The 18,714-nt window shown below is 72.5% G+C and carries 20 protein-coding genes; 8 read left to right on the top strand and 12 right to left on the bottom strand.

All coding sequences use genetic code 11. The features are described from left to right. Positions 1 to 37 precede the first annotated feature (37 nt). Positions 38 to 814 carry a TetR/AcrR family transcriptional regulator gene (locus tag VA596_RS16870; RefSeq protein ID WP_323328140.1) on the top strand — a complete coding sequence of 259 codons (777 nt, stop codon included), beginning with the start codon at positions 38 to 40 and terminating at the stop codon, positions 812 to 814. Here VA596_RS16870 and VA596_RS16865 read toward each other — a convergent pair. Beyond that, positions 797 to 1,972 carry a cytochrome P450 family protein gene (locus VA596_RS16865; protein ID WP_323328138.1) on the bottom strand — a complete coding sequence of 392 codons (1,176 nt, stop codon included), beginning with the start codon at positions 1,970 to 1,972 and terminating at the stop codon, positions 797 to 799. The two genes, VA596_RS16870 and VA596_RS16865, sit on opposite strands and share 18 nt — an antisense overlap. A gap of 86 nt (positions 1,973 to 2,058) precedes the next feature. Between VA596_RS16865 and VA596_RS16860 the strand changes: the two genes are divergently transcribed. Genes VA596_RS16860 through VA596_RS16840 form a run of 5 tightly spaced genes read left to right on the top strand, consistent with a single transcriptional unit; the run spans position 2,059 to position 6,047 of the window. Next, complete coding sequence (locus VA596_RS16860; protein WP_323328136.1) at positions 2,059 to 3,129, top strand: TetR/AcrR family transcriptional regulator; 1,071 nt, start codon at positions 2,059 to 2,061, stop codon at positions 3,127 to 3,129. A 21-nt stretch (positions 3,130 to 3,150) separates the two neighbouring features. Beyond that, the gene (locus VA596_RS16855) at positions 3,151 to 4,431 is read left to right on the top strand and encodes an RNA polymerase sigma factor (RefSeq protein ID WP_323328134.1); all 1,281 of its coding nucleotides are present in this window, start codon (positions 3,151 to 3,153) and stop codon (positions 4,429 to 4,431) included. Beyond that, on the top strand, positions 4,428 to 5,225 hold the full coding sequence (locus VA596_RS16850; protein WP_323328132.1) for an alpha/beta fold hydrolase: 798 nt from the start codon (positions 4,428 to 4,430) through the stop codon (positions 5,223 to 5,225). The genes VA596_RS16855 and VA596_RS16850 overlap by 4 nt, the downstream gene beginning before the upstream one ends. Before the next feature lies 1 nt (position 5,226). Then, positions 5,227 to 5,562, top strand: coding sequence for a YciI family protein (locus tag VA596_RS16845; protein ID WP_323328130.1), 336 nt, complete (start codon positions 5,227 to 5,229; stop codon positions 5,560 to 5,562). Then, positions 5,562 to 6,047, top strand: a complete 486-nt coding sequence (locus VA596_RS16840; RefSeq protein WP_323328128.1) for a GyrI-like domain-containing protein — start codon at positions 5,562 to 5,564, stop codon at positions 6,045 to 6,047. Before VA596_RS16845 ends, VA596_RS16840 begins: the two co-directional genes overlap by 1 nt. Positions 6,048 to 6,111: 64 nt before the next feature. Here VA596_RS16840 and VA596_RS16835 read toward each other — a convergent pair whose 3' ends face one another. Beyond that, on the bottom strand, positions 6,112 to 6,564 hold the full coding sequence (locus tag VA596_RS16835; protein ID WP_323328126.1) for an anthrone oxygenase family protein: 453 nt from the start codon (positions 6,562 to 6,564) through the stop codon (positions 6,112 to 6,114). 17 nt (positions 6,565 to 6,581) lie between these two features. Further along, positions 6,582 to 7,409: a Rossmann-fold NAD(P)-binding domain-containing protein gene (locus tag VA596_RS16830; protein WP_323328124.1), complete on the bottom strand. Its 828-nt coding sequence runs from the start codon at positions 7,407 to 7,409 to the stop codon at positions 6,582 to 6,584. Between the two features lie 82 nt (positions 7,410 to 7,491). On the opposite strand from VA596_RS16830, the gene VA596_RS16825 reads away from it, so the two are divergent. After that, entirely contained in the window at positions 7,492 to 8,436 is a 945-nt protein-coding gene (locus tag VA596_RS16825; RefSeq protein ID WP_323328122.1) for an AraC family transcriptional regulator, read from the top strand. On the opposite strand, the gene VA596_RS16820 is transcribed toward VA596_RS16825, so the two are convergent. The 5 genes from VA596_RS16820 to VA596_RS16800 form a co-directional block, all read right to left on the bottom strand. Further along, positions 8,396 to 8,830, bottom strand: a complete 435-nt coding sequence (locus VA596_RS16820) for a YybH family protein (protein WP_323328120.1) — start codon at positions 8,828 to 8,830, stop codon at positions 8,396 to 8,398. The two genes, VA596_RS16825 and VA596_RS16820, sit on opposite strands and share 41 nt — an antisense overlap. Then, positions 8,827 to 9,255: an SRPBCC family protein gene (locus VA596_RS16815; RefSeq protein WP_323328118.1), complete on the bottom strand. Its 429-nt coding sequence runs from the start codon at positions 9,253 to 9,255 to the stop codon at positions 8,827 to 8,829. Before VA596_RS16815 ends, VA596_RS16820 begins: the two co-directional genes overlap by 4 nt. Further along, positions 9,252 to 9,599 carry an ArsR/SmtB family transcription factor gene (locus VA596_RS16810; RefSeq protein WP_323328116.1) on the bottom strand — a complete coding sequence of 116 codons (348 nt, stop codon included), beginning with the start codon at positions 9,597 to 9,599 and terminating at the stop codon, positions 9,252 to 9,254. Before VA596_RS16810 ends, VA596_RS16815 begins: the two co-directional genes overlap by 4 nt. Before the next feature lie 24 nt (positions 9,600 to 9,623). Further along, positions 9,624 to 10,679 carry a coiled-coil domain-containing protein gene (locus VA596_RS16805; RefSeq protein WP_323328114.1) on the bottom strand — a complete coding sequence of 352 codons (1,056 nt, stop codon included), beginning with the start codon at positions 10,677 to 10,679 and terminating at the stop codon, positions 9,624 to 9,626. A gap of 195 nt (positions 10,680 to 10,874) precedes the next feature. Beyond that, positions 10,875 to 11,783: a class I SAM-dependent methyltransferase gene (locus tag VA596_RS16800; protein ID WP_323328112.1), complete on the bottom strand. Its 909-nt coding sequence runs from the start codon at positions 11,781 to 11,783 to the stop codon at positions 10,875 to 10,877. Positions 11,784 to 11,864: 81 nt separating this feature from the next. Between VA596_RS16800 and VA596_RS16795 the strand changes: the two genes are divergently transcribed. After that, positions 11,865 to 14,561, top strand: a complete 2,697-nt coding sequence (locus tag VA596_RS16795; protein ID WP_323328110.1) for a P-loop NTPase fold protein — start codon at positions 11,865 to 11,867, stop codon at positions 14,559 to 14,561. Here VA596_RS16795 and VA596_RS16790 read toward each other — a convergent pair. Genes VA596_RS16790 through VA596_RS16775 form a run of 4 tightly spaced genes read right to left on the bottom strand, consistent with a single transcriptional unit; the run spans position 14,534 to position 18,711 of the window. Next, entirely contained in the window at positions 14,534 to 15,178 is a 645-nt protein-coding gene (locus VA596_RS16790; RefSeq protein WP_323328108.1) for a 3,4-dihydroxy-2-butanone-4-phosphate synthase, read from the bottom strand. The two genes, VA596_RS16795 and VA596_RS16790, sit on opposite strands and share 28 nt — an antisense overlap. A gap of 24 nt (positions 15,179 to 15,202) precedes the next feature. Then, positions 15,203 to 16,975: a gamma-glutamyltransferase family protein gene (locus tag VA596_RS16785; RefSeq protein WP_323328106.1), complete on the bottom strand. Its 1,773-nt coding sequence runs from the start codon at positions 16,973 to 16,975 to the stop codon at positions 15,203 to 15,205. 1 nt (position 16,976) lies between these two features. Then, positions 16,977 to 17,837, bottom strand: coding sequence for a PhzF family phenazine biosynthesis protein (locus VA596_RS16780; protein WP_323328104.1), 861 nt, complete (start codon positions 17,835 to 17,837; stop codon positions 16,977 to 16,979). Positions 17,838 to 17,847: 10 nt separating this feature from the next. Then, positions 17,848 to 18,711 (bottom strand): LLM class flavin-dependent oxidoreductase, encoded by an 864-nt coding sequence (locus VA596_RS16775; protein ID WP_323328102.1) that lies wholly within the window; start codon positions 18,709 to 18,711, stop codon positions 17,848 to 17,850. Positions 18,712 to 18,714: the final 3 nt, after the last annotated feature.

The following is an 18,714-nucleotide window of genomic DNA, read 5'->3' as shown; positions in this document are numbered from 1 at the left end:
ACAACTCTGTACAACGTACGAGGATCCGGTGGGCAGAATGAGCGGCGTGAGCACCGAGGACGACGGCGGCACCGACCCGCGACGGGTGATCGAGCTGCTCTGGGGCGTCTCCGGGCCCCCGCGACGCGGCCCGAAACCCAAGCTGACCACGGCCGACGTCGTCCGGGCCGGCATCACCCTCGCCGACGCCGGCAGCCTCGACGCGGTCACCATCCGCCACGTCGCCGAGCACCTCGGCGTCTCCCCCATGTCGCTCTACACCTACGTCCCCGGCCGGGACGAGCTGCTCGAACTGATGATCGACCACGTCCGCAGCGAACTGCCGACCCCCGAACCAGGTCTCGGCTGGCGCGCGGCGCTGACCGCGATCGCCGAAGCGGCCTGGGACCACTTCCACCGGCACCCGTGGCTCCTGGAGGCCGCCACCACCCGCTCGGTCCTGGGCCCGCACACCTTCGCGCACTACGAGCACGAACTGCGCGCGATCGACGGCATCGGCCTGGACGACGTCGAGATGGACTCCGTGATCACCATCGTCAACGGCCTCGTCCGCGCCACCGCGCGCACCTCCGTCGACGCCGCCCGCCTGGTCCGCGCCAGCGGCCTGACCGACCTGCAGTGGTGGGAGCGCGCCGCGCCGGTGCTGGCCGGCATCCCGGCCGCCGACGCGGCGAACTTCCCCCTCGCTTCCCGCGTCGGCCAGGCCGCGGGCGAGACGCACAACGCCGCCTCCGACGCCGCCCACAGCTTCCGCTTCGGTCTCGCCCGCGTCCTCGACGGCATCGAGGCCCTGGTGTCAGAGCGTCAGCGGTAGCGCAGCCGGCCGCCAGGTCCCGCCGTCCGGCGTGCGCGGAACGTCTTCGACGGCCAGCGCGAGATCAGGAAACCGGTCGAACAGCGAGGACAGCGCCACCTCCGTCTGCACCCGCGCGATCGACGCGCCGAGGCAGAAGTGCGGGCCGTGCGAGAACCCCAGCTGCGCCGGCCCAGACCGGGTGACGTCGAGCCGGTCGGCGCCGTCGAACACCCGCGGGTCACGGTCGGCGGCCACCATCGCCGCGGTCACCCGCTCACCCTCCCGAATGAGCGTGCCGTCGATCTCGACGTCCTCACGCGCGAACCTCGGCGTGGTCAGCAGCTGCGGGCTGCACCACCGCATCAGCTCCTCCACCGCACCCGGCCACAACGCCGGATCGGCGCGGAGCAGGGCGAGCTGGTCCGGGTGCGCGAGCAGGGCTTCGACGGCGTTGGCGATGAGATTCACCGGCGTCTGCCCGGCCAGCACCAGGTGCCAGACCAGGGTGACCAGCTCGGTGTCGGTGAGCCGGTCACCGTCCTCCTGCGCGCGGACCAGGTCGCCGATGAGGTCGTCACCCGGCTCGGCCCGGCTGCGCGCGACGACGTCCTTCGCTCCCTCGATGATCACCGGGATCGCCGCGGCGAAGTCCTGGCCGATCCCGCCGGCGACGGCGCCGCCGTACTCCCGCCAGCGCGGACGGTCCGCCGCGGGAATGCCCACCAGCTCGCAGATGACGTCGATCGGCAGCGGCCGGGCGAAGTGCGGGATCAGGTCGACGACGCCGTTCTCGGCGTGGGTGGGCAGCTCGTCGAGCAGGCGCTCGGTGGTGGCCGCCAGTCGTGGCCGGAACTGCGCGGCACGCTTCGGCGTGAAGGCGGGCGCCACCAGCCGCCGTAGCCGCAGATGCTCGGCGCCGTCCTGTTCGGCCATCGTCCGCATGTACTCGAGGCAGTGCTCGGGGATGCCCGGCGGGCGCAGGAAGCTCTCGGGCTTCACCTCGAACCGCGGGTCGGCCAGCATCGCGCGGGCCTCGGCGTAGCGGGTCAACGCCCAGAACGGGCCGAAGCCGGGGATCACCAGCCGGGCCACCGCGCTCGCCTCGCGGGCCTGGTCGTAGGCGGTGAACGGGTCGGTGAGCACCTTGAAGTCGGTCAGGTCGATCTCGGGGGACATCGGAGACTCCACATGTTGTGATCAGATGTTCTTATCATCTGGATGGTCACGGTATCTTGACCGGCAACACCGGGGCAAGGAGGACGATGGCCGGACTCAGCAGGGCGGAAACCCAGGAACGCAACCGCGCGAAGGTGCTCGCCGCGGCCCGCGACGAGTTCGCCCGGCGCGGCTTCCGCGACACCAAGATCGACGTCATCGCCGAGCGCGCCGAACTCACCCGCGGCGCGGTCTACTCCAACTTCCCCGGCAAACGCGCGCTCTACTTCGCCGTCCTGGCCGAGCTCGCCGAACACGCACCCCGGCCCGCCACCCCGGCGTCACACCCCGGCGCGCCGGACGCCCTCGCCGCGTTCGCCCGCGCCTGGGTCGCCCGCCTCCCCCTGGCCACCGACAGCGACAGCGAAGAGGCCCGGCTCACCCGCGAGCTGCTGCCGGAGATCCTGGCCGACGAGCACACGCGCCGTCCGTTCGCGCAGCTCATGCGGATCGACGCGATCCTGCTCGGCCTCGCCCTCGAACGCCTCCGGCCTGGGCGGCGCCTGGTGCGCGTCGCCGAAGCCGCGCTGACCACGCTGCACGGCGCGAGCCAGCTCGCGGCCGCCGCGCCCGGCTTCGGCGAGCCGTTCCACATCGTCACCGCGTGCGCCCGGCTCTTGGAGCTGGACCTCGGTGACGACTGGCCGGCCACCCCGCCGATCACGGCCCACGCCCGGGCCGTCGACGAGCCGTGGGACCCGCAAGGCGCGCTCGACCTGCTCACCGGCGAAACCGTGCGTCCCGGCGACGGCGTCGTCACGGTCCTCGGCCTGCACCGCGCCGCCGCCTTTGAGGAAGCCGTCCGCGCCGGGGCCGACGTCACCGTCGCACTGGTCACCAGCGATCCCGGCGAACTCGCCCCGCTGGCCCGGCTCGCCGTCGCCGACCTGCGTGTGTGCCTCGACCAGGCGTTCCAGGCGCCGCGGGAGCCTCGGCTGCGGATCGTCTCCGACGCCGGGGGCACGCTGGCCGCGGCCGCCGGGGTCACCGCCGTCAGCGACGCCACCGAAACCGCCGTCCGCGTCGAAGGCGGCCGGATCGTCGCGCGTGCCGAGGGGTTCGGCGCCTGCCACGCCGTGGCTGTCGAATCCGGGCCGGGCCGTTCGTCGGGACGGTGACAGCAACCGGGAGGAGTGGTGGTGGACGTCGAGACTGCGGTCGCCGAGGCGTTCCGTGAGGAGTGGGGTCAGGTCGTGGCCACGCTCATCCGGATCACCGGCGACTGGGACCTCGCCGAGGAGTGCGCCCAGGAGGCCTTCGCGCTCGCCCTGCGCACCTGGCCCCGCGACGGCGTCCCGGCGCGGCCCGGAGCCTGGCTCACCACCACCGCGCGCAACCGCGCCACCGACCGGCTCCGGCGCGAAACCCTCGGCGCCGCCAAGCTCCGGGAGGCCGGCCACATGCACGTCCCCGAAGACCCCGACCTCGACGACAGCGGCGTTCCCGACGACCGGCTGCGGCTGATCTTCACCTGCTGCCACCCGGCGCTGGCCACCGAAGCCCAGGTCGCGCTGGCCCTGCGTACCCTGGCCGGGCTCAGCACCGCCGAGATCGCGCGGGCGTTCCTCGTCCCCGAAGCGACCATGTCGCAGCGGCTGGTGCGGGTGAAGCGCAAGATCCGCAACGCCCGCATCCCGTACCGCGTTCCGCCCGCGCACCTGCTGCCCGAACGCACCGCCGCCGTGCTCGGCGTGCTGTACCTGACGTTCAACGAGGGCTACTCCGCCAGTGCCGGACCCGACCTGCTGCGCCCCGACATCGCCGCGGAAGCCGTCCGGCTCGGCCGCGTCCTGGCCCGGCTGATGCCCGACGAACCCGAGGTCCTCGGCCTGCTCGCGCTGATGCTGCTGCAGCACGCCCGCCGCGCGACTCGCGTCGGCCCCGACGGCGAACTCGTCCCGCTGGAGGAGCAGGACCGCACACGCTGGGACACGGCGTTGATCGCCGAGGGCACGCAGCTGCTCGAGACGGCGCTGCGGCGACGGCAGCCCGGGCCGTACCAGATCCAGGCGGCCATCGCGGCCTGTCACGCCACCGCCGGCACGCCCGCCGACACCGACTGGGCCCAGATCGCCGGGCTCTACCGCGAGCTGCGGAAATTCGTGCCCAGCGCGGTCGTCGAGCTCAACCGGGCCGTCGCCGTCGGCATGGCCGACGGACCGCTGGCCGGGCTCGCGCTCCTCGACGAGCTGGCCGGCCCGCTCGAGGGCTACCACCTGCTGCCGGCCACCCGCGCCGACTTCCTCCGCAGGCTGGGCCGCCACGCCGAGGCCGCCCAGTGGTACGCCACGGCCCGCGAACTGGCCACGACCGCTGCCGAGCGCAGCTACCTCACCCGAAGAATTTCCGAGACGGTGTCTGTTCCGGCCGATCCCATCCGTCGGGTAGGCGAACCCCGACCTCCGGAGGAACCGTCATGACCACCCTCGCCGTCCCCGGCGCCCGCCTCACCTACGACGTCACCGGTAGCGGCCCCGTCCTGCTGCTGATCCCCGGCGGCGCCGCCGACTCGACGATGTTCGCCGCGATCGGGCCGCTGCTGGCCGAGGACCACACCGTCGTCACGTTCGACCCCCGCGGCATCTCCCGCAGCCCCCTTGACGGCGCACCCGGCGACGACACCCTCCGTGAGCACGCCGACGACGTCCACCGGCTGCTCGCCGAGGTCGGCGACGGGCCGGCCGACGTCTTCGCCAACAGCGGCGGCGCCATCACCATGCTCGAGTACGTCGTGCGCCACTCGGGCCAGGTCCGCACCGTCGTCCTGCACGAACCGCCGGTCTCGCGTTACCTCGGTCCCGCGGTGCTCGACGGCCCGGACATCCCCGCGATCTACCGCGAGCACGGCGTCGGCGCGGCCATCGCCGCGTTCTCGGCGATGGGCGGGTTCGACATCAGCCCGCCCGCCGACCCCACGCCCGAGGAACTGGCCCAGATGAAGGTGATGGAAGGCAACTTCGCCTACTTCTTCGGCCACCTCATGGCCGCCATCGGCGCCTACGACCCCGACCTCGACGCCCTGCGCGCGGTGCGCACCCGGCTGGTCGTCGGCGTCGGCGAGAAGGCCGCCGGCCTGCCCGCCCACGAAGCCGGCCTGGGCCTCGCCGCCGACCTGGGCCTGACCGCCGAACCGTTCCCCGGCGACCACGGCGGGTTCCTCGCCGAGCCCGCCGCCTTCGCCGCGCGCCTGCGCGAAGTCCTGGAAGGACGCTGAAGTGCAGTACCTGCTCATGATCTGCGGTGACGAGACCGCCGAAGAACACCAGTACGACGGCTGCGACGGCTGGGGTGAGGACCTCGAACGCCGCGGCAAGATCCGCGGCGGGGGCGGCCTGCGCCCGCCGTCGGAAGCCACCACCATCCGCGTCCGCCACGGCGAAGTGTTGCTCACGGACGGGCCGTTCACCGAGGCCAAGGAACAGGTCGGGGGCTACGTCGTCCTCGACTGCGACGACCTCGACGAGGCCCTCGAGATCGCGGCCAAGCACCCGGCGGCCACCTACGGCAGTATCGAGGTCCGCCCGATCCGGCCACCCGAGGAGTTCGCCTGATGCCGTCCATCGTGGACCGGCCCGCCCAGCGGTACGTCGCCGAGCAGGCCACCCTCGCGATCCCGGAGTTCCCCCGGGTCGCCGACCGGCTGCCACCGCTGATCGGCACGCTGGCCGGCCAGGGGATCACCCTGGCCGGAGCGCCGTTCTTCCGCTACCGCGTCATCCACCCCGGGATGCGCTTCACCGTCGAGGCCGGCGTCCCGATCGAGGGTGACTTCACCGCGGCGGAACCGGCGTTCACCGGCGAACTGCCCGCCGGGAAGTACGTCCTCGACACCTACGTCGGCGCGCCGGACGGCCTGGCCGCCGCGACGCAGTCGGTGCTGACCTGGGGCGCGGAGCAGGGTGTCACGTGGGACCGCACCGAGGGACCCGACGGCGAGGAGTGGGGCTGCCGTCTGGAGGTCCTGCGCACCAACCCCCTGGAGGTGCCCGACCCGGCGCAGTGGGTGACCGACCTGCTCTTCCGCCTGGCCGACTGACCTGCGCTGACCTGCCTCGTGAGTGCGTAACAGTGTTAGAACACTGTTACGCACTCACGACCGGTCAGCCACGGCGGGTGAGCAGCGCGGCGACCAGGCAGCCGAAGCCCGCGGTGCTCGCGATGGTGCGCAGGACGTTCCAGCGCACCCACGACGTCTCGAACTGCGCCCGCAGGGCCGCGTAGTCGGTGCCGCCGCTCTCCAGCGCGTTGTTGAGCGGGATGTTCAACGCCCCGGTGATCACCAGCATCGCCGCCAGGCACACGAACCCGGCGATCACCCACGGCCGCGGCCCCGGGTTGAGGAAGATCGCCACCCCCGCCAGCAGCGGCGCCCCCAGGAACGTCAGCATGAAGACCGGGTTGACGATCGCCACGTTGATCCCGCGCATCGCCTCCACGAACGTCTTGTCGTCCCCCCTCGCCAGCCCCGGCATCACCGAGCACGAGTACGCGTAGAACAGCCCGGCGATCAACCCGGCCGCGACCACCGCGGCCACCAGCACCACCGTCGACATCGGTGTCACCTTCCCCTTCACCGGGCCCAGACCCCGGTCGCCGCCGCGTCCCGCGCGAACTCGGCGAAATCTGTCGCCGGACGGCCCAGCACCCGCTCGACGTCGTGCGTCACCGACTCGTTGCGCCCGTCGAGCACCCGGGTGAACAGCTCGGTCAGCGCGCCGACCTCGTCGGCCGGGACGCCGTACTCGACCGCCGCGGCGGCGTAGTCCTCCGCGGAAACCGGAACATAGCGGACATCCCGCCCCGACGCGGCCGAAATATCCGCGGCGGCGTCGGCGAAGCTCAGCAGCCGCGGCCCGGTCAGTTCGTACAGCTCACCGGTGTGCCCGGGCTCGGTCAGCACCTTCACCGCCACCTCGGCGATGTCGCGGACGTCGAGGAACGGCTCGGTCACCGCACCCGCGGGCAGGGCGATCTCGCCGCTGCGGACCGCGTCGAGCAGGAAGTGCTCGCTGAAGTTCTGGGCGAACCAGCTGCAGCGCAGGACTGTCCAGCCGGTGCCGGCGTCCGCGACGATCCGTTCGCACGCCTCGGCTTCCTCTTCGCCACGGCCGGAGAGCAGCACCAGGTGGCGCACGCCTTCGGCGACGGCCAGCTCGGTGAACGCCCGGATGTCGTCGGCCGCGCCGGGCACGACCAGGTCGGGGTAGTAGGTCAGGTAGACCGCGTCGACGCCCTTGAGCACCGGCCCCCAGGTGTCGCGCTCGGCCCATTCGAACGGTGGCACGCCCCGCCGCGACGTGATCCGCACCGGCAGGTCGCGCTCCCGCAGCCGGTCCGCCACGCGGCGCCCGGTCTTGCCGGTACCGCCCACCACCAGGTACTTCGTTTCGTTGGTCATGACACACAGTCAAGCGGCGCCGGATGAGACTCTCCATAGTTCAGAGCCTCGATAGCATGTTCCATCGTCTACACTCGGGCGCATGGATCCGCTCGCCGCTCTGCTCGACGGCCCCCGCGCACACGGCGCGTTCCTGCTGCGGTCGGTGCTGACCCCGCCGTGGTCGCTGCGAATCGAGGACCAGGCACCGCTGACCGTCGTCTCCGTGGTGCGTGGCGAAGCGTGGATCGTGCCCGACGCCGGCGAAGCCGTGCTGCTGCGCGAAGGCGACGTCGCGATCGCGCGCGGCCCGGACCCGTACCTCGTCGCCGACCACCCCGGGACACCGCCGCAGGCGATCATCCTGCCCGGGCAGGAATGCCGCACGCCCGACGGCGGGCACCTCACCGACTACGCCGACCTCGGCGTCCGGACCTGGGGCCACGGCACCGACGGCCCGGTCGTGCTGCTCACCGGCACCTACGGCATGGAAGGCGAGCTCAGCAAACGGCTCCTGGCGGCCCTGCCGGCGCTGATCGTCCTGCGCGCCACCGACTGGCCGACCCCGCTGGTCGGGCTGCTGGCCGGGGAGATCGGCAAGGACGTCCCGGGCCAGGAAGCCGTCCTCGACCGGCTGCTGGACCTGCTGCTCATCGCCGCCTTGCGAGCCTGGTTCGACCGGCCCGACACCAGCGCGCCGGCCTGGTACCGCGCCCACGACGACCCGATCGTCGGCCAGGCGCTGCGGCTGCTGCAGCACCAGCCCGCCGAGCCGTGGACGGTCGCCAAGCTCGCGGCCAACACGGGTGTCTCGCGGGCGGCGCTGGCCCGCCGGTTCGCCGTGACGGTCGGCGAGACCCCGATGGCCTACCTGGCCGGCTGGCGGCTCGCGCTGGCCGCGGACTTCCTGCGCCAGCAACGGGACGCGACCATCGGCGCGGTCGCCCACCAGGTCGGGTACGGCAGCGCGTTCGCCTTGAGCACGGCGTTCAAACGCGAGTTCGGCGTCAGCCCGCAGCAGTACCGGACCCGGGCCGCAGCCGGGTGAGCGCCTCGCCGGTGGCGCCGTCGAAGGGGACCGAGCTGTGCTCGTGGACGATCTTCCAGCCGTCGGCGCCGCGGCGGAGGCCGGTGGTCGAGCGGACCCACATCGCCACGTCGGTTCCGTCCAGCATCGTGCCGCGTACGTGGAACAGGTAGGACGCGAAGGCGACGTCCCCGTTGGCGACCACCTCGAGGTCGCGGATCTCCAGCTCGATCGCGGACCGGTAGGCGCCGAACCACTCGCGCAGCCGGGTCCGTTCCGCCTCCCGGCCCGCGTCGCGCAACGGGCCGACCGCGTCGAACAGCGTGACGTCCTCGGCGTAGCAGGCGAGGAGCGCGTCCAGGTCCTTCGCCGCCACGGCCGCGACGCGACCCTCGATCAGCGCCCTGGGGGTCATTTCAGCTCCTCGCCCAGCTTGTCCAGCCAGTCGCCGGTGCCCTGCTCACGCCACGCGGGTTCCTCCGCGCCGTCGAGGAAGGTGCCCTGTTCGGTGAGGACCAGGCGCGTGCCGTCGCCGTCGGGGAGCAGTTCGACGGTGGTCGTCGAGACGGTCGCGAGGGTGTCGCCGCCGGTCAGCGTGGTGGAGTAGACGATTCGTTCGCCGGGCACGATGTCGTGGTAGGTCGAGGTCGCCGCCAGCTTGGTGCCGTTCGGCGCGGTGCCGGTGGTCACTTCGCGGCCGCCGGCGCGGAAGTCCAGCTCGTGGGTTTCCCCGCCGAACCAGCGGGCCTTGGCGGCGGGATCCGCCCAGGCGTCGAACACCCGCGACGGCGTTGCGGTGTAGGTGCGTTCGAGGGTGAACGTGGAGTGGATGACGGTCATGTCGTGCTCCCTTCGGAGGTTCCGGGCTCGCCGAGGACGTCGCCGAGCCGGTCGAGCCTGCCTTCCCACGCGGTGCGCTGGTGCCCGAGCCAGTGCTCGCCGGTGCGCAGCACCTCGGGCTCGAGCCGGCAGGTGCGCACCCGGCCGACCTTCTCCGAGCGCACGATCCCGGCCGTTTCGAGTACCTGCAGGTGCTGCACGACGGCGGCGAGCGACATGGTCAGCGGCGCGGCCAGCTCACTGACCGACGCCGGGCCGCGCACGAGCCGCTCCACCAGGGCCCGCCGGGTGCGGTCCCCCAGGGCGCGGAACACCAGGTCCAGCGCTTCGTCATGGTTAAGCATGTACTTAAGTTAGGCTCGCCCGACTCATTGGTCAAGTAACTGCTTAAGTGTTTCCGGGACGTCTTCGCCCTTCAGGGCTGCGCGTACCTGGCTCAGCCGGTGCTCGGCGGCGTCGGCCCGGGCGGTGCAGGTGCGCAGCTCGGCGCCCAGGTTCGTGGTGGTCTCGTGCATGGACCGGACGGTCTGCTCGTGGGCCGCCTGCACCTCGGTGAGCCGCTGGTCGAAGCCGGCTCGGAGACGTCCGGCCTCGGCCTGAGCGCGGTCCGCAGCCTCCTGGTGAGCCTTCGCGTGCTCCTCTCGCGCCGCGTCGAGCTTCTGTGAGACGGCTTCTGCTCGGGTTTCGGCGGACTCCGCGCGGGCCGTCGCGGCTTCCGTTCGGAGGTTGGCGGCCTGACCACGGCCGCGTTCTTCGTCGAGTGCGGTGCGGGTGGCCGTGAGTTCGGCGGTGAGGGTGGCGATCGTCGTGGCCCGCTCCCCGGCGAGGGTCGCGGACGCCTCGGCCCGGTCGGCGACGCGGGCGAGTTCGTCCCGGACGGCGGCCAGTTGCCCTTCGGCACGCTGCTGTTCCTGGACGGCGGCCTTCCGTACCGCGCGTTCCTGGTCGCGCTCGCGGGTGGCGGCCGTCTTCTCCTTCTCGGCCGCGCTCGCCTGCTGCAGGGCTTCCTGGGCGATCTCGCGGGCTTGGGTGGCTTCGGCGTCGGCCCGGCCGCGGTGGAGACGGTGCTCGTCGGCCTCGGCCAGGGCGGCGTCCCGCTCGGCGAGCGCGGTGGCGGTGGTCGCCTCGAGCTGGTGGCGCAGGGTCGTCAGCGTCTCGACGAGCCCGCGTGCCGGGTCGAGCACCCGGTCGACCTGGCCCGCCAGTGCCGTGACGGCGGTGTCGTCGAGCGCGGTGTCGCTTTCGCGGAGGGATTCGGCGTCCGCCAGGACGGCCTCGGCGTCGCGGCAGGTGAGGTTCCGGCGTCCCCAGGTCTTCCCGTCCTGGCAGAACCGGGCCCGGCTCCCCCGGCCCACGGCGGGCGGCAGAGCGGCTCCGCAGCGGCGGTACTCGCAAACCCGGGCTTGACCAGCGTCTTCCGTCATGATGAGGACTCTATCAAACCTTCTAATTAGAACTAGAAGCAGCTGTTCAAAATTAGAAGATAGATAGAACGCTGCTTGAGTTTGGATAAGGTCACATATCCGAACTCAGATGGGCCGAGAGATCCGCTGGGGACTTGCGAGGCGCCAGAGGGCCCCTCAAAAACTGGGTACCCGCTTCCGGAGGGGGTAGATCCCTCACTTGGTGAGAGATCCGCTGACGTAGAGCACGCCGCCCATCCGTAGGTCGTCGTCCTTCAGAGGGAGGTTGTGGGCGGTCAGCAGCTCCCGGATGGTCCTCCCCTCCAGCGTCCAGCCGAGGCCGGTCAGGTAGGGAGCCGCCTCGTTGCGCTCACCGAAGTAACGCAGCTTCGCCATGTCGGCTTCGAAACCCTGCGCGCGCCAGCGTTCGGCCGTGCGGTTCAGGCTCTCCTTCGTCGCCTCCTCGTCCCCCGGCTTCGGGTTGGGCCGGCTCTCGGTGGCCACCCGGCTGCCCGGCGCGCTGAGCTCGGTGATGGTGTCCAGCAGCCGATCCTGCGCCTCCGGCGGCAGGTAACCCAGCAGGCCTTCGGCGCTCCACGCGGTCGGCCGGGCCGGGTCGAAGCCGGCGGTGCGCAGGGCGGCGGGCCAGTCGTCACGCAGATCGACCGCGGTGACCCGCCGCTCGGCGGTGGGCTCGGCACCCAGTTCGGCCAGGGTGCGGGTCTTGAACTCGACGACCTGCGGCTGGTCGAGCTCGTACACCACGGTCCCGGTGGGCCAGGCCAGCCGGTACGCGCGGGAATCCAGTCCCGAGGCCAGGATCACGGCCTGCGTGATGCCGGCGTTCGCCGCGTCGAGGAAGAAGTCGTCGTAGAACCTGGTGCGGACCTTGGCCACGTCGATCGCCGACTGCTCGACCAGGTCGCCGGGCGGCAGTTCGCCGCTGGCCAGCCGGGTCAGGAGGTCGACGCCGACCGCCCGGACCAGCGGCTCGGCGAACGGGTCGTCGATCAGCGACCGATCCTCACGTGTCGCGATCGCCCGGGCCGCGGCCGCCGCGGTGGCGGTCGTGCCGACGCTGGACGCCAGGTCCCAGGTGTCGCCGTCGTGCCTGGTGGATGTCATGTGCTGCCCCGTCTTTCGCGTGCCTGCCGTGCGCGGCGATCCTAGGACGCGGACTCACCCCTCGTGGTATCAAGAGCGGCGATGTCCGAATCAGCGACGCCCCCGCAGCACGCCACCGTGACCTTGCTCGGTCAGGGCTCCGAAGCCGCTTTCTACCTGGCCCTGACCGACCGGCCGTGGGAACTCCCGGCCGACGTGGTGGCCGTGTCGGTGGGCGGCGGGTTCGGCGACGCCGCCGTCGCGATGCAGGAGCAGTACCCGGAGTCCGAGTGGGACTCGGTCTCGCTCAGCTCCCTCACGGCTAGTTCGCCCGCGCTGCTGGAGCTGGCACCGCGGGACCGGGGCACTCAGCCGCGGATGGTGGCCCTGGCGACTCCGCGCGACCCGGACCAGGGCAACGACCCGACGGCCGCCGCGATCACCGCCTCGACCGCGGCCATCCTCAGCGCGGCGTCCGCGTCACGCGCAACGGCCGTCGCGCTGCCGTTGTTCGGCACCGGACGACTCGGAGTCCCTGCTGCGGTCTCCGCCCGCGCGGTGCTCGAAGGTGCGCTCACGACGCGAAGCTCGGTCAGCACGATCTACCTCTACTCCAGGTCCTTGGACCACGGCGACGTCATCCACGACGCCTGGGCGGCGCGGGAGCCGGTGTTCTCCTCGGTCGAACTCGCCGGCGGGATGACCCGGGACCTGGTCGACCCCAACGAATCGATCCCGCTCGAGCGGGACCACCTCGGTGTCAAGCCCTACGTCTCCATGCTGGCCACCGTGATCGCGGCGCGGGACACGCCGCTGCCGCTGTCGATCGGGGTGTTCGGTGAATGGGGCTCCGGCAAGAGCTTCTTCATGGGCCTGCTACGCGGACAGGTGAAAGCCCTCGAAGGGACACCCGGCCACTGCGGCAAGATCGCGCAGGTCGGTTTCAACGCCTGGCACTACGCCGATGCGAACCTCTGGGCCAGCCTCGGTGACGAGATCTTCCGCCAGCTCGCCGAGCCCGCCCGCCGCACCGGCGAACCCGAGGCCGAACACCAGGCCCGGCTACGGGAGGGCGCCCGGCTGCGGGACCAGCTCGCCGCGGCGCTCGAACAACGTCAGCAGCTCACCGCCGTCACCGAACGCGCTGAAGCCGAAGCCGCCGCGCTCAAACGCAAGATCGGTGACGCCGAGAACGACCGCCGGGTCCGGGCCGGAGACCTGCTGCGCGCCCTGCGCCGGTCTTCGACGTTCCGCGCGCAGTACGACGGCCTGTGGCGGCAGCTCGGCGTCACCGACCCGGCCGAGCAGGGCCGGCTGCTCGCCGACGAGGTGCGCGGCACGCTGGACGAGGCCGCCGAGCTGCGCCGGACGTCGATGCACCGCGCCGGGAAGGGCGCGATCGCCCTCGCCGCGCTCGTGCTGCTGGCGGGTGTGTGCGTGAGCGCGTTCGTACCGCAGGTCAAGGAGGTGCTGGCGGGCGCTGTCGGCCTCTTCACCGCCCTCACCGGCGTCGGGCTGACGTTGCTGAGTGTCGCTCGCAGCGGGTTGCGGCGCCTGCGCACGCTGGCCGACGAGCTGCGGATCGGCGCGGACGGCGACGCCGAGCGGGAGCGCATCGCGCTGCGCAAGGCGGAAGCCGACCAGCGGCTCGCCGAAGCCCAGCTGGAGGAGGTCGTCGCCCGGACCGGCGAGCTGGGACGGCAACTGGCCGAGCTGACCCCCGGACGCCGGCTCTACGCCTTCCTCGCCGAACGCTCCCGCGGTGACGACTACCGCGGCAACCTCGGCCTGATCTCCACCATCCGCAAGGACTTCGAGAAGCTCGTCGCGCTGATGACGGCCCCGGTGGCGCCGGGCGACCCGGCGCGGCCGATGGACCGGATCGTGCTCTACATCGACGACCTCGACCGCTGCAGCCCGCAGCAGGTCGTCGACGTCCTGCAGGCGGTGCACCTGCTGCTCGCCTTCGACCTGTTCGTGGTGGTCGTCGGCGTGGACCCGCGCTGGCTGCTGCGGTCGCTCAGCACGCACTACGACCGGCTGATCGAAGCCGACGCCGGCACGCGGCCCGACGGCTGGCACGTGACGCCCGAGGACTACCTCGAGAAGATCCTCAACATCCCCCTGGTGCTGCCCCGGATGCCGAAGGGCAGCCTCAACCGGCTGTTGCTGAGCATGGTCGAGACCGCCCGGCCCGCGGAAAACCGGGAAGAACCCGCGGACCGGCCCGAAGCCCTCGTCGTCGACTCCCCGGCCGCCATCCCGGTCGAGCCCGGTTCGCAGGTGGCGGCCCAGCTCGACCCGAAGGTACGGCCCGAGATCCCCCGGCCTCTCACCGCGCCGGAGATCGCGCTGCTGTCGCGTCTGGACCGGCTGATCGACACCCCGCGGGATGCGAAACGCCTGATCAACCTCTACCGGATGCTGCGTTCGACGCGCGACCTCTCGGACGCCTCGGCGTTCCTCGGCGGCGAGTACGAAGCGGTGGTCGTGCTGCTCGCGACGTTCACCGCCCACGGACGCCTGCTCGGCCGCTTCGCGGACGCGCTGCTCCGGCGGCCGGCGGAGGCGTCCTGGCCGGACTTCGTCGGGGAACTGCGGCCGTTCGAGGTCGAAGGGCACTGGGAGAGCCCGGCCGTCGGCGTGGTGCCCGCCGTCGAGGTGCCGCAGTGGGAACACCTGCACCACACCCTGGCGGAGCTTGCGGACGCGATCACCCTGCCGGACGTCGGTGTCTTCCAGGCCTGGGTGCCGCGGGTGCGGCGGTTCTCCTACGTCCTGTCCCCCGGGAACCGCTGAACCGCGGCCGGCTGCGTCCGGTACCCGCGCAGCATCGCCAGGCTCACCGCCGGCAATCCGCACTTCCCGCGCAGGGGGTCCAGCTCGTCCGGCCTGGCCAGCCGCGTCGGGTCGACCGGGCTGACGACGTGGGTGTACGCCGCTGCCGGGCCGCAGTGGGCCAGCTCGGCCAGGTCCGCCGCCGCTTCGGGGAATCCGGCGTGCCCGATGACGCCTTCCGGGTGCGTCGCGCGGACCATGACATGGCCCGGCCGCTGGAAATCCGCCGGAGTCGCCGCGCTGTCGGCCAGGCGGGACAACGTCGTGGCGCGGTCGGTGGCCGAGATGCCCGTGGTGACGCCCTCGGCCGCATCGACCGTCACGCAGTAGTCCGACGGCCGCTCGAACGCGCCCCACATCCGCGGCAGGCCCAGCTCGTCGCAGCGTCGACGAGGCAACGCGGCGACGATCAGGCCCGAGCCGTGCCGGACCAGGAACGCCACCGCCGCGGTGGAAACCTCCGCCAGTGGCAGGACGAACACCGCCTCACGTCCGTTGTGGACGATCGCGGGCCGGCCGCGGCCCAGCTCGTCGGTGACTTCGGCCAGCGCCTGCCGGCTCGGGAACAACTCCAGCACGGATTGCACAGCGCACCTCCAGGATCAGCGGGCGACGGCGTAGGCCTGCTGCCCGCGCGGGCTCGCCGCGGCCAGCACGAGGTCGCCGTCGAACCCCGTCGCGCAGACCTTGCCCAGCGACTTGTCCGGGGCGAGCGCGACGTCGTGACCGCGAGAACGCAGCTCCTCGACCACCTCGGGCGGGCAGCTGTTCTCGACGACCAGGCGGTTCGGGCGCGCCGAACGCGGCGCGAACGACGACGGCACCTGGTCGGTGTGGAACGCCCTCTGCTCCACCGCCGCTTGAGGCCGCAGGCCGCCGTCGACGTGACTGACGAAGAAGTTCAGCGTCCACTGGTCCTGCTGGTCACCGCCCGGCGTGCCGAACGCCAGGTGCGGCCGGCCGTCCTTGGTCACCAGGGTCGGGCTCAGCGTGGTCCGCGGGCGCTTGCCCGGCGCGACCGTGTTCGGGTGCCCCTCGTCCAGCAGCGCCATCTGCCCGCGCGTCCCGAGCGGGAACCCGAGGCCGGGAATGACCGGGGAGCTCTTCAGCCAGCCGCCGCTGGGCGTCGCGACGACCATGTTGCCGTCGCGGTCCGACGCGCTGATGCAGCACGTGTCGCCCTTGGCCGCGGTCAGCTTCACCACCGCCGGGATCCCGTCGGCCAGCTGGGCACGCCAGTCGGCGTCCGGCTCGCCGGGCAGCGGCGGTTCCGGGAACCAGCCCTCCAAGCCCGGGCGCAGGTCACCGCACGCCCGCCGTCCGATCAGCTCGCGGCGCGCGGCGGCGTACGCCGGATCCAGGAGGTCCTTCAGCGGGACGTCGGTGTGGGCCGGGTCGCCGTAGAAGGCCTCCCTGTCGGCGAAGGCGAGCTTCGCGCTCTCGACGACCGTGTGGAGGTGCTCGGCGCCGCCGTGGTCCATCGCCGCGAGGTCAAAGCCTTCCAGCAAGCCCAGTTGCTGGAGGAACACCGGGCCCTGCGACCACGGACCGGCCTTGTGGACGGTGTGGCCGCGGTAGTCCGCGGTGACCGTCGGCTCGATCGTGGCCTGCCACGACGCCAGGTCGTGGCCGGTCAGCAGGCCGCCGTTGCGGCGGCCGGTGGAGTCGAGCGGCTCGGTCGTGGCGAGGAACTTGTCGATCGTCTCGGCGACGAACCCCTGGTAGAACACCTGGACGGCAGCGTCGATCCGGTTCTCGCGGCCGCCCGCAGTGGCTTCGGCCTCGGCGACGATCCGCCGATAGGTCGCGGCGAGCGGCTTGTTGCACAGCCGCGCGCCAGGCTTCGGCGCGTGTCCGCCGGGCAGGTACACCTCGCCCGAGCCGGTCCACTCCTCACGGAACAGCGGCGCGAGGACGTCGATCATGTCCGCTGCCTTCGGCAGCAGCGGGTAGCCGTGCTCGGCGTAGTCGATGGCCGGGGCGAGCACCGTGGCCAAGTCGAGGCGCCCGCGGTCGCGCAGCAGCCGCAGCCACGCGCCGAACGCGCCGGGGACGACCGCCGGGAGCAGCCCGGAGCCGGGGATCGCGTCGACGCCACGGTCGCGGAACGCCTGGGGTGTGGCGGCTTCCGGCATCGGGCCCTGGCCGCAGATCACCTCGACCTCGCCGGTCGCGCCGTCGTGGACCAGGATCGGGACGTCGCCGCCCGGGCCGTTGAGGTGCGGTTCGACGACCTGGATGACGAACGCCGTGGCGACGGCGGCGTCGAAGGCGTTGCCGCCCAGGTCGAACATCGCCGTCCCGGCGGCCGAGCCGAGCCAGTGCGTGGACGAGACGGCACCCCGGGTGCCGAGCAGTTCGGGTCGGTCGAGCACGTCAGCTTCCCTTCTCGCGGTCCGGATCGGCCAGCTCGCCCGTACCGGCGGGCAACACGGCGCCGGAGACCGAGGCCGACACCGGCCGGCCGTCGGTGACCTGGACCGAGCCGTACATAGTGGACGGACGGCCCTGTTCGTGGCCCTGGCGCAGGGTGAAGTCGCCTCCCGGAAACCACCCCGCTTCGACGAGCCAGACGCCGAGGCCGAGCGCCGCCGAGGAACAGGCCGGGTCTTCGGGCATCCCGTAGCCGGGCGCGAACAGGCGACCGTGCGCGGTGTTCGTCGCGGCGTCCCAGCTGAACACCAGGACGTCGGCGAGGTCGGCGGCCGCCATCCGCTCGAAGTCGGGTTTCGCTTCCGCGACGGCGTCCGCCCGCACCGGCAGGAAGTGGAACGCGGGGCCGAACCCGCAGGCCGCGGGAAGGGCGCCGTCGGCCGCGGAGGCGGGCAGACCGACGGCGCCGAGCAGTACCCCGGCGTCGAGCTTTTCGCTCTCCAGGGGGTCTTTCGCGGTGATCTTGCCCGCCTCGGCGGTGACGTCCAGGGGCAGCAGCTTCGGGCCGCACTCCTGCACGACCCGCCCGGCGGGCACCAGGCCCAGCCGCGCGAGCGTCACCGCGGTGCCGACGCTCGAATGCCCGCCGAACGGCGACTCCGCCTCGGGCGTGAAGACGCGGACGCGGTAGTCGGCGCCGGTCCCGGTGGGCGGCAGCACGAACGCCGTCTCGGTGTGGTTGATCTCGCGGGCCAGCGCCTGCATGCCCGCGGTGTCGAGGTCACCGGCCCGCGGGACGACACCGAGCGCGCTGCCGGCGTAGACGTGGTCGGCGAACATGTTGACGATCTCGTACGCGGGCATGCTGCTCCTTTCAGGCGAGATCCAGCTGGTCGAGGACGCGCTCGTCCCCTTGGTACGGCTCGGATTGGCGCGGCCAGTGCACGACCAGGTCGGTGAAGCCGAGGTCGGCGAACGTGCCCGAGGCGTCCCGGAAGGACTGCGCCGAGTCCAGCACGCCCCCGACGGTCGCGCCGGTCACCAGCAGCTTCCCCGCCGACGCCGGATCGCGGCCCGCCGCGGCACAGGCGTCCTCGAACGCCCGGAGCTGGTCCTTCAGCTCCGGCACGACCAAGTCCCAGCGCCGGGCGTCGAACCGGCCCGGCGCCCCCGCGGTGATCCACGTTTCGGCGTACCGCGCGGCCAGGCCCATCGCCTTCGGGCCGGTCGCGGCGACCGCGAACGGCAGCCGCGGGCGCTGTACGCACCCCGGGACCATCCGCGCGCCCTCACAGCGGTAGTACTCGCCCTCGTACGACGTCACCGGCTGCCGCAGCAGCAGGTCCGTCAGCTCGAGGAACTCCGCGAACCGCCCGGCGCGGCTGCCTTCCGGCTCGGCGCCGAAGACGCTCTCGTCGTACCCGCCGGCCCCGGAGCCGACACCGCAGATCAGCCGCCCGCCGGAGATGTCGTCGAGCGTCATCAGCTCCTTGGCGAAGGGCACCGGGTGGCGGAACGTGGGGGTCGCGACGAGCGAGCCGAGCCGCATCTTGGACGTCACCCCGGCCGCGGCGGTGAGCGTCGGCAGGCAGCCGAACCAGGTCTCGTCGCGCAGCCAGCGCCACATCAGGTGGTCGTAGGTCCAGGCGTGGTCGAACCCGAGCTCTTCGGCGCGGCGCCAGCGGTCCCGCGCGGCGGACCAGCGCTGCTCGGGCAGCAGGACGATGCCGTGGCGCACGGC

Source organism: Amycolatopsis heterodermiae (assembly GCF_034929455.1).
GTDB lineage: Bacteria > Actinomycetota > Actinomycetes > Mycobacteriales > Pseudonocardiaceae > Amycolatopsis > Amycolatopsis heterodermiae.
This window is presented reverse-complemented; position numbering and strand designations above follow the sequence as displayed.

What these genes read in the sequence shown, in the direction of transcription:
- VA596_RS16870 (WP_323328140.1), top strand. Translation starts at nt 38, where the DNA reads ATGAGCGGCGTGAGCACCGAGGACGACGGCGGCACCGACCCGCGACGG.
- VA596_RS16865 (WP_323328138.1), bottom strand. Translation starts at nt 1,972, where the DNA reads ATGTCCCCCGAGATCGACCTGACCGACTTCAAGGTGCTCACCGACCCG.
- VA596_RS16860 (WP_323328136.1), top strand. Translation starts at nt 2,059, where the DNA reads ATGGCCGGACTCAGCAGGGCGGAAACCCAGGAACGCAACCGCGCGAAG.
- VA596_RS16850 (WP_323328132.1), top strand. Translation starts at nt 4,428, where the DNA reads ATGACCACCCTCGCCGTCCCCGGCGCCCGCCTCACCTACGACGTCACC.
- VA596_RS16840 (WP_323328128.1), top strand. Translation starts at nt 5,562, where the DNA reads ATGCCGTCCATCGTGGACCGGCCCGCCCAGCGGTACGTCGCCGAGCAG.
- VA596_RS16835 (WP_323328126.1), bottom strand. Translation starts at nt 6,564, where the DNA reads ATGTCGACGGTGGTGCTGGTGGCCGCGGTGGTCGCGGCCGGGTTGATC.
- VA596_RS16830 (WP_323328124.1), bottom strand. Translation starts at nt 7,409, where the DNA reads ATGACCAACGAAACGAAGTACCTGGTGGTGGGCGGTACCGGCAAGACC.
- VA596_RS16825 (WP_323328122.1), top strand. Translation starts at nt 7,492, where the DNA reads ATGGATCCGCTCGCCGCTCTGCTCGACGGCCCCCGCGCACACGGCGCG.
- VA596_RS16820 (WP_323328120.1), bottom strand. Translation starts at nt 8,830, where the DNA reads ATGACCCCCAGGGCGCTGATCGAGGGTCGCGTCGCGGCCGTGGCGGCG.
- VA596_RS16815 (WP_323328118.1), bottom strand. Translation starts at nt 9,255, where the DNA reads ATGACCGTCATCCACTCCACGTTCACCCTCGAACGCACCTACACCGCA.
- VA596_RS16810 (WP_323328116.1), bottom strand. Translation starts at nt 9,599, where the DNA reads ATGCTTAACCATGACGAAGCGCTGGACCTGGTGTTCCGCGCCCTGGGG.
- VA596_RS16805 (WP_323328114.1), bottom strand. Translation starts at nt 10,679, where the DNA reads ATGACGGAAGACGCTGGTCAAGCCCGGGTTTGCGAGTACCGCCGCTGC.
- VA596_RS16800 (WP_323328112.1), bottom strand. Translation starts at nt 11,783, where the DNA reads ATGACATCCACCAGGCACGACGGCGACACCTGGGACCTGGCGTCCAGC.
- VA596_RS16795 (WP_323328110.1), top strand. Translation starts at nt 11,865, where the DNA reads ATGTCCGAATCAGCGACGCCCCCGCAGCACGCCACCGTGACCTTGCTC.
- VA596_RS16780 (WP_323328104.1), bottom strand. Translation starts at nt 17,837, where the DNA reads ATGCCCGCGTACGAGATCGTCAACATGTTCGCCGACCACGTCTACGCC.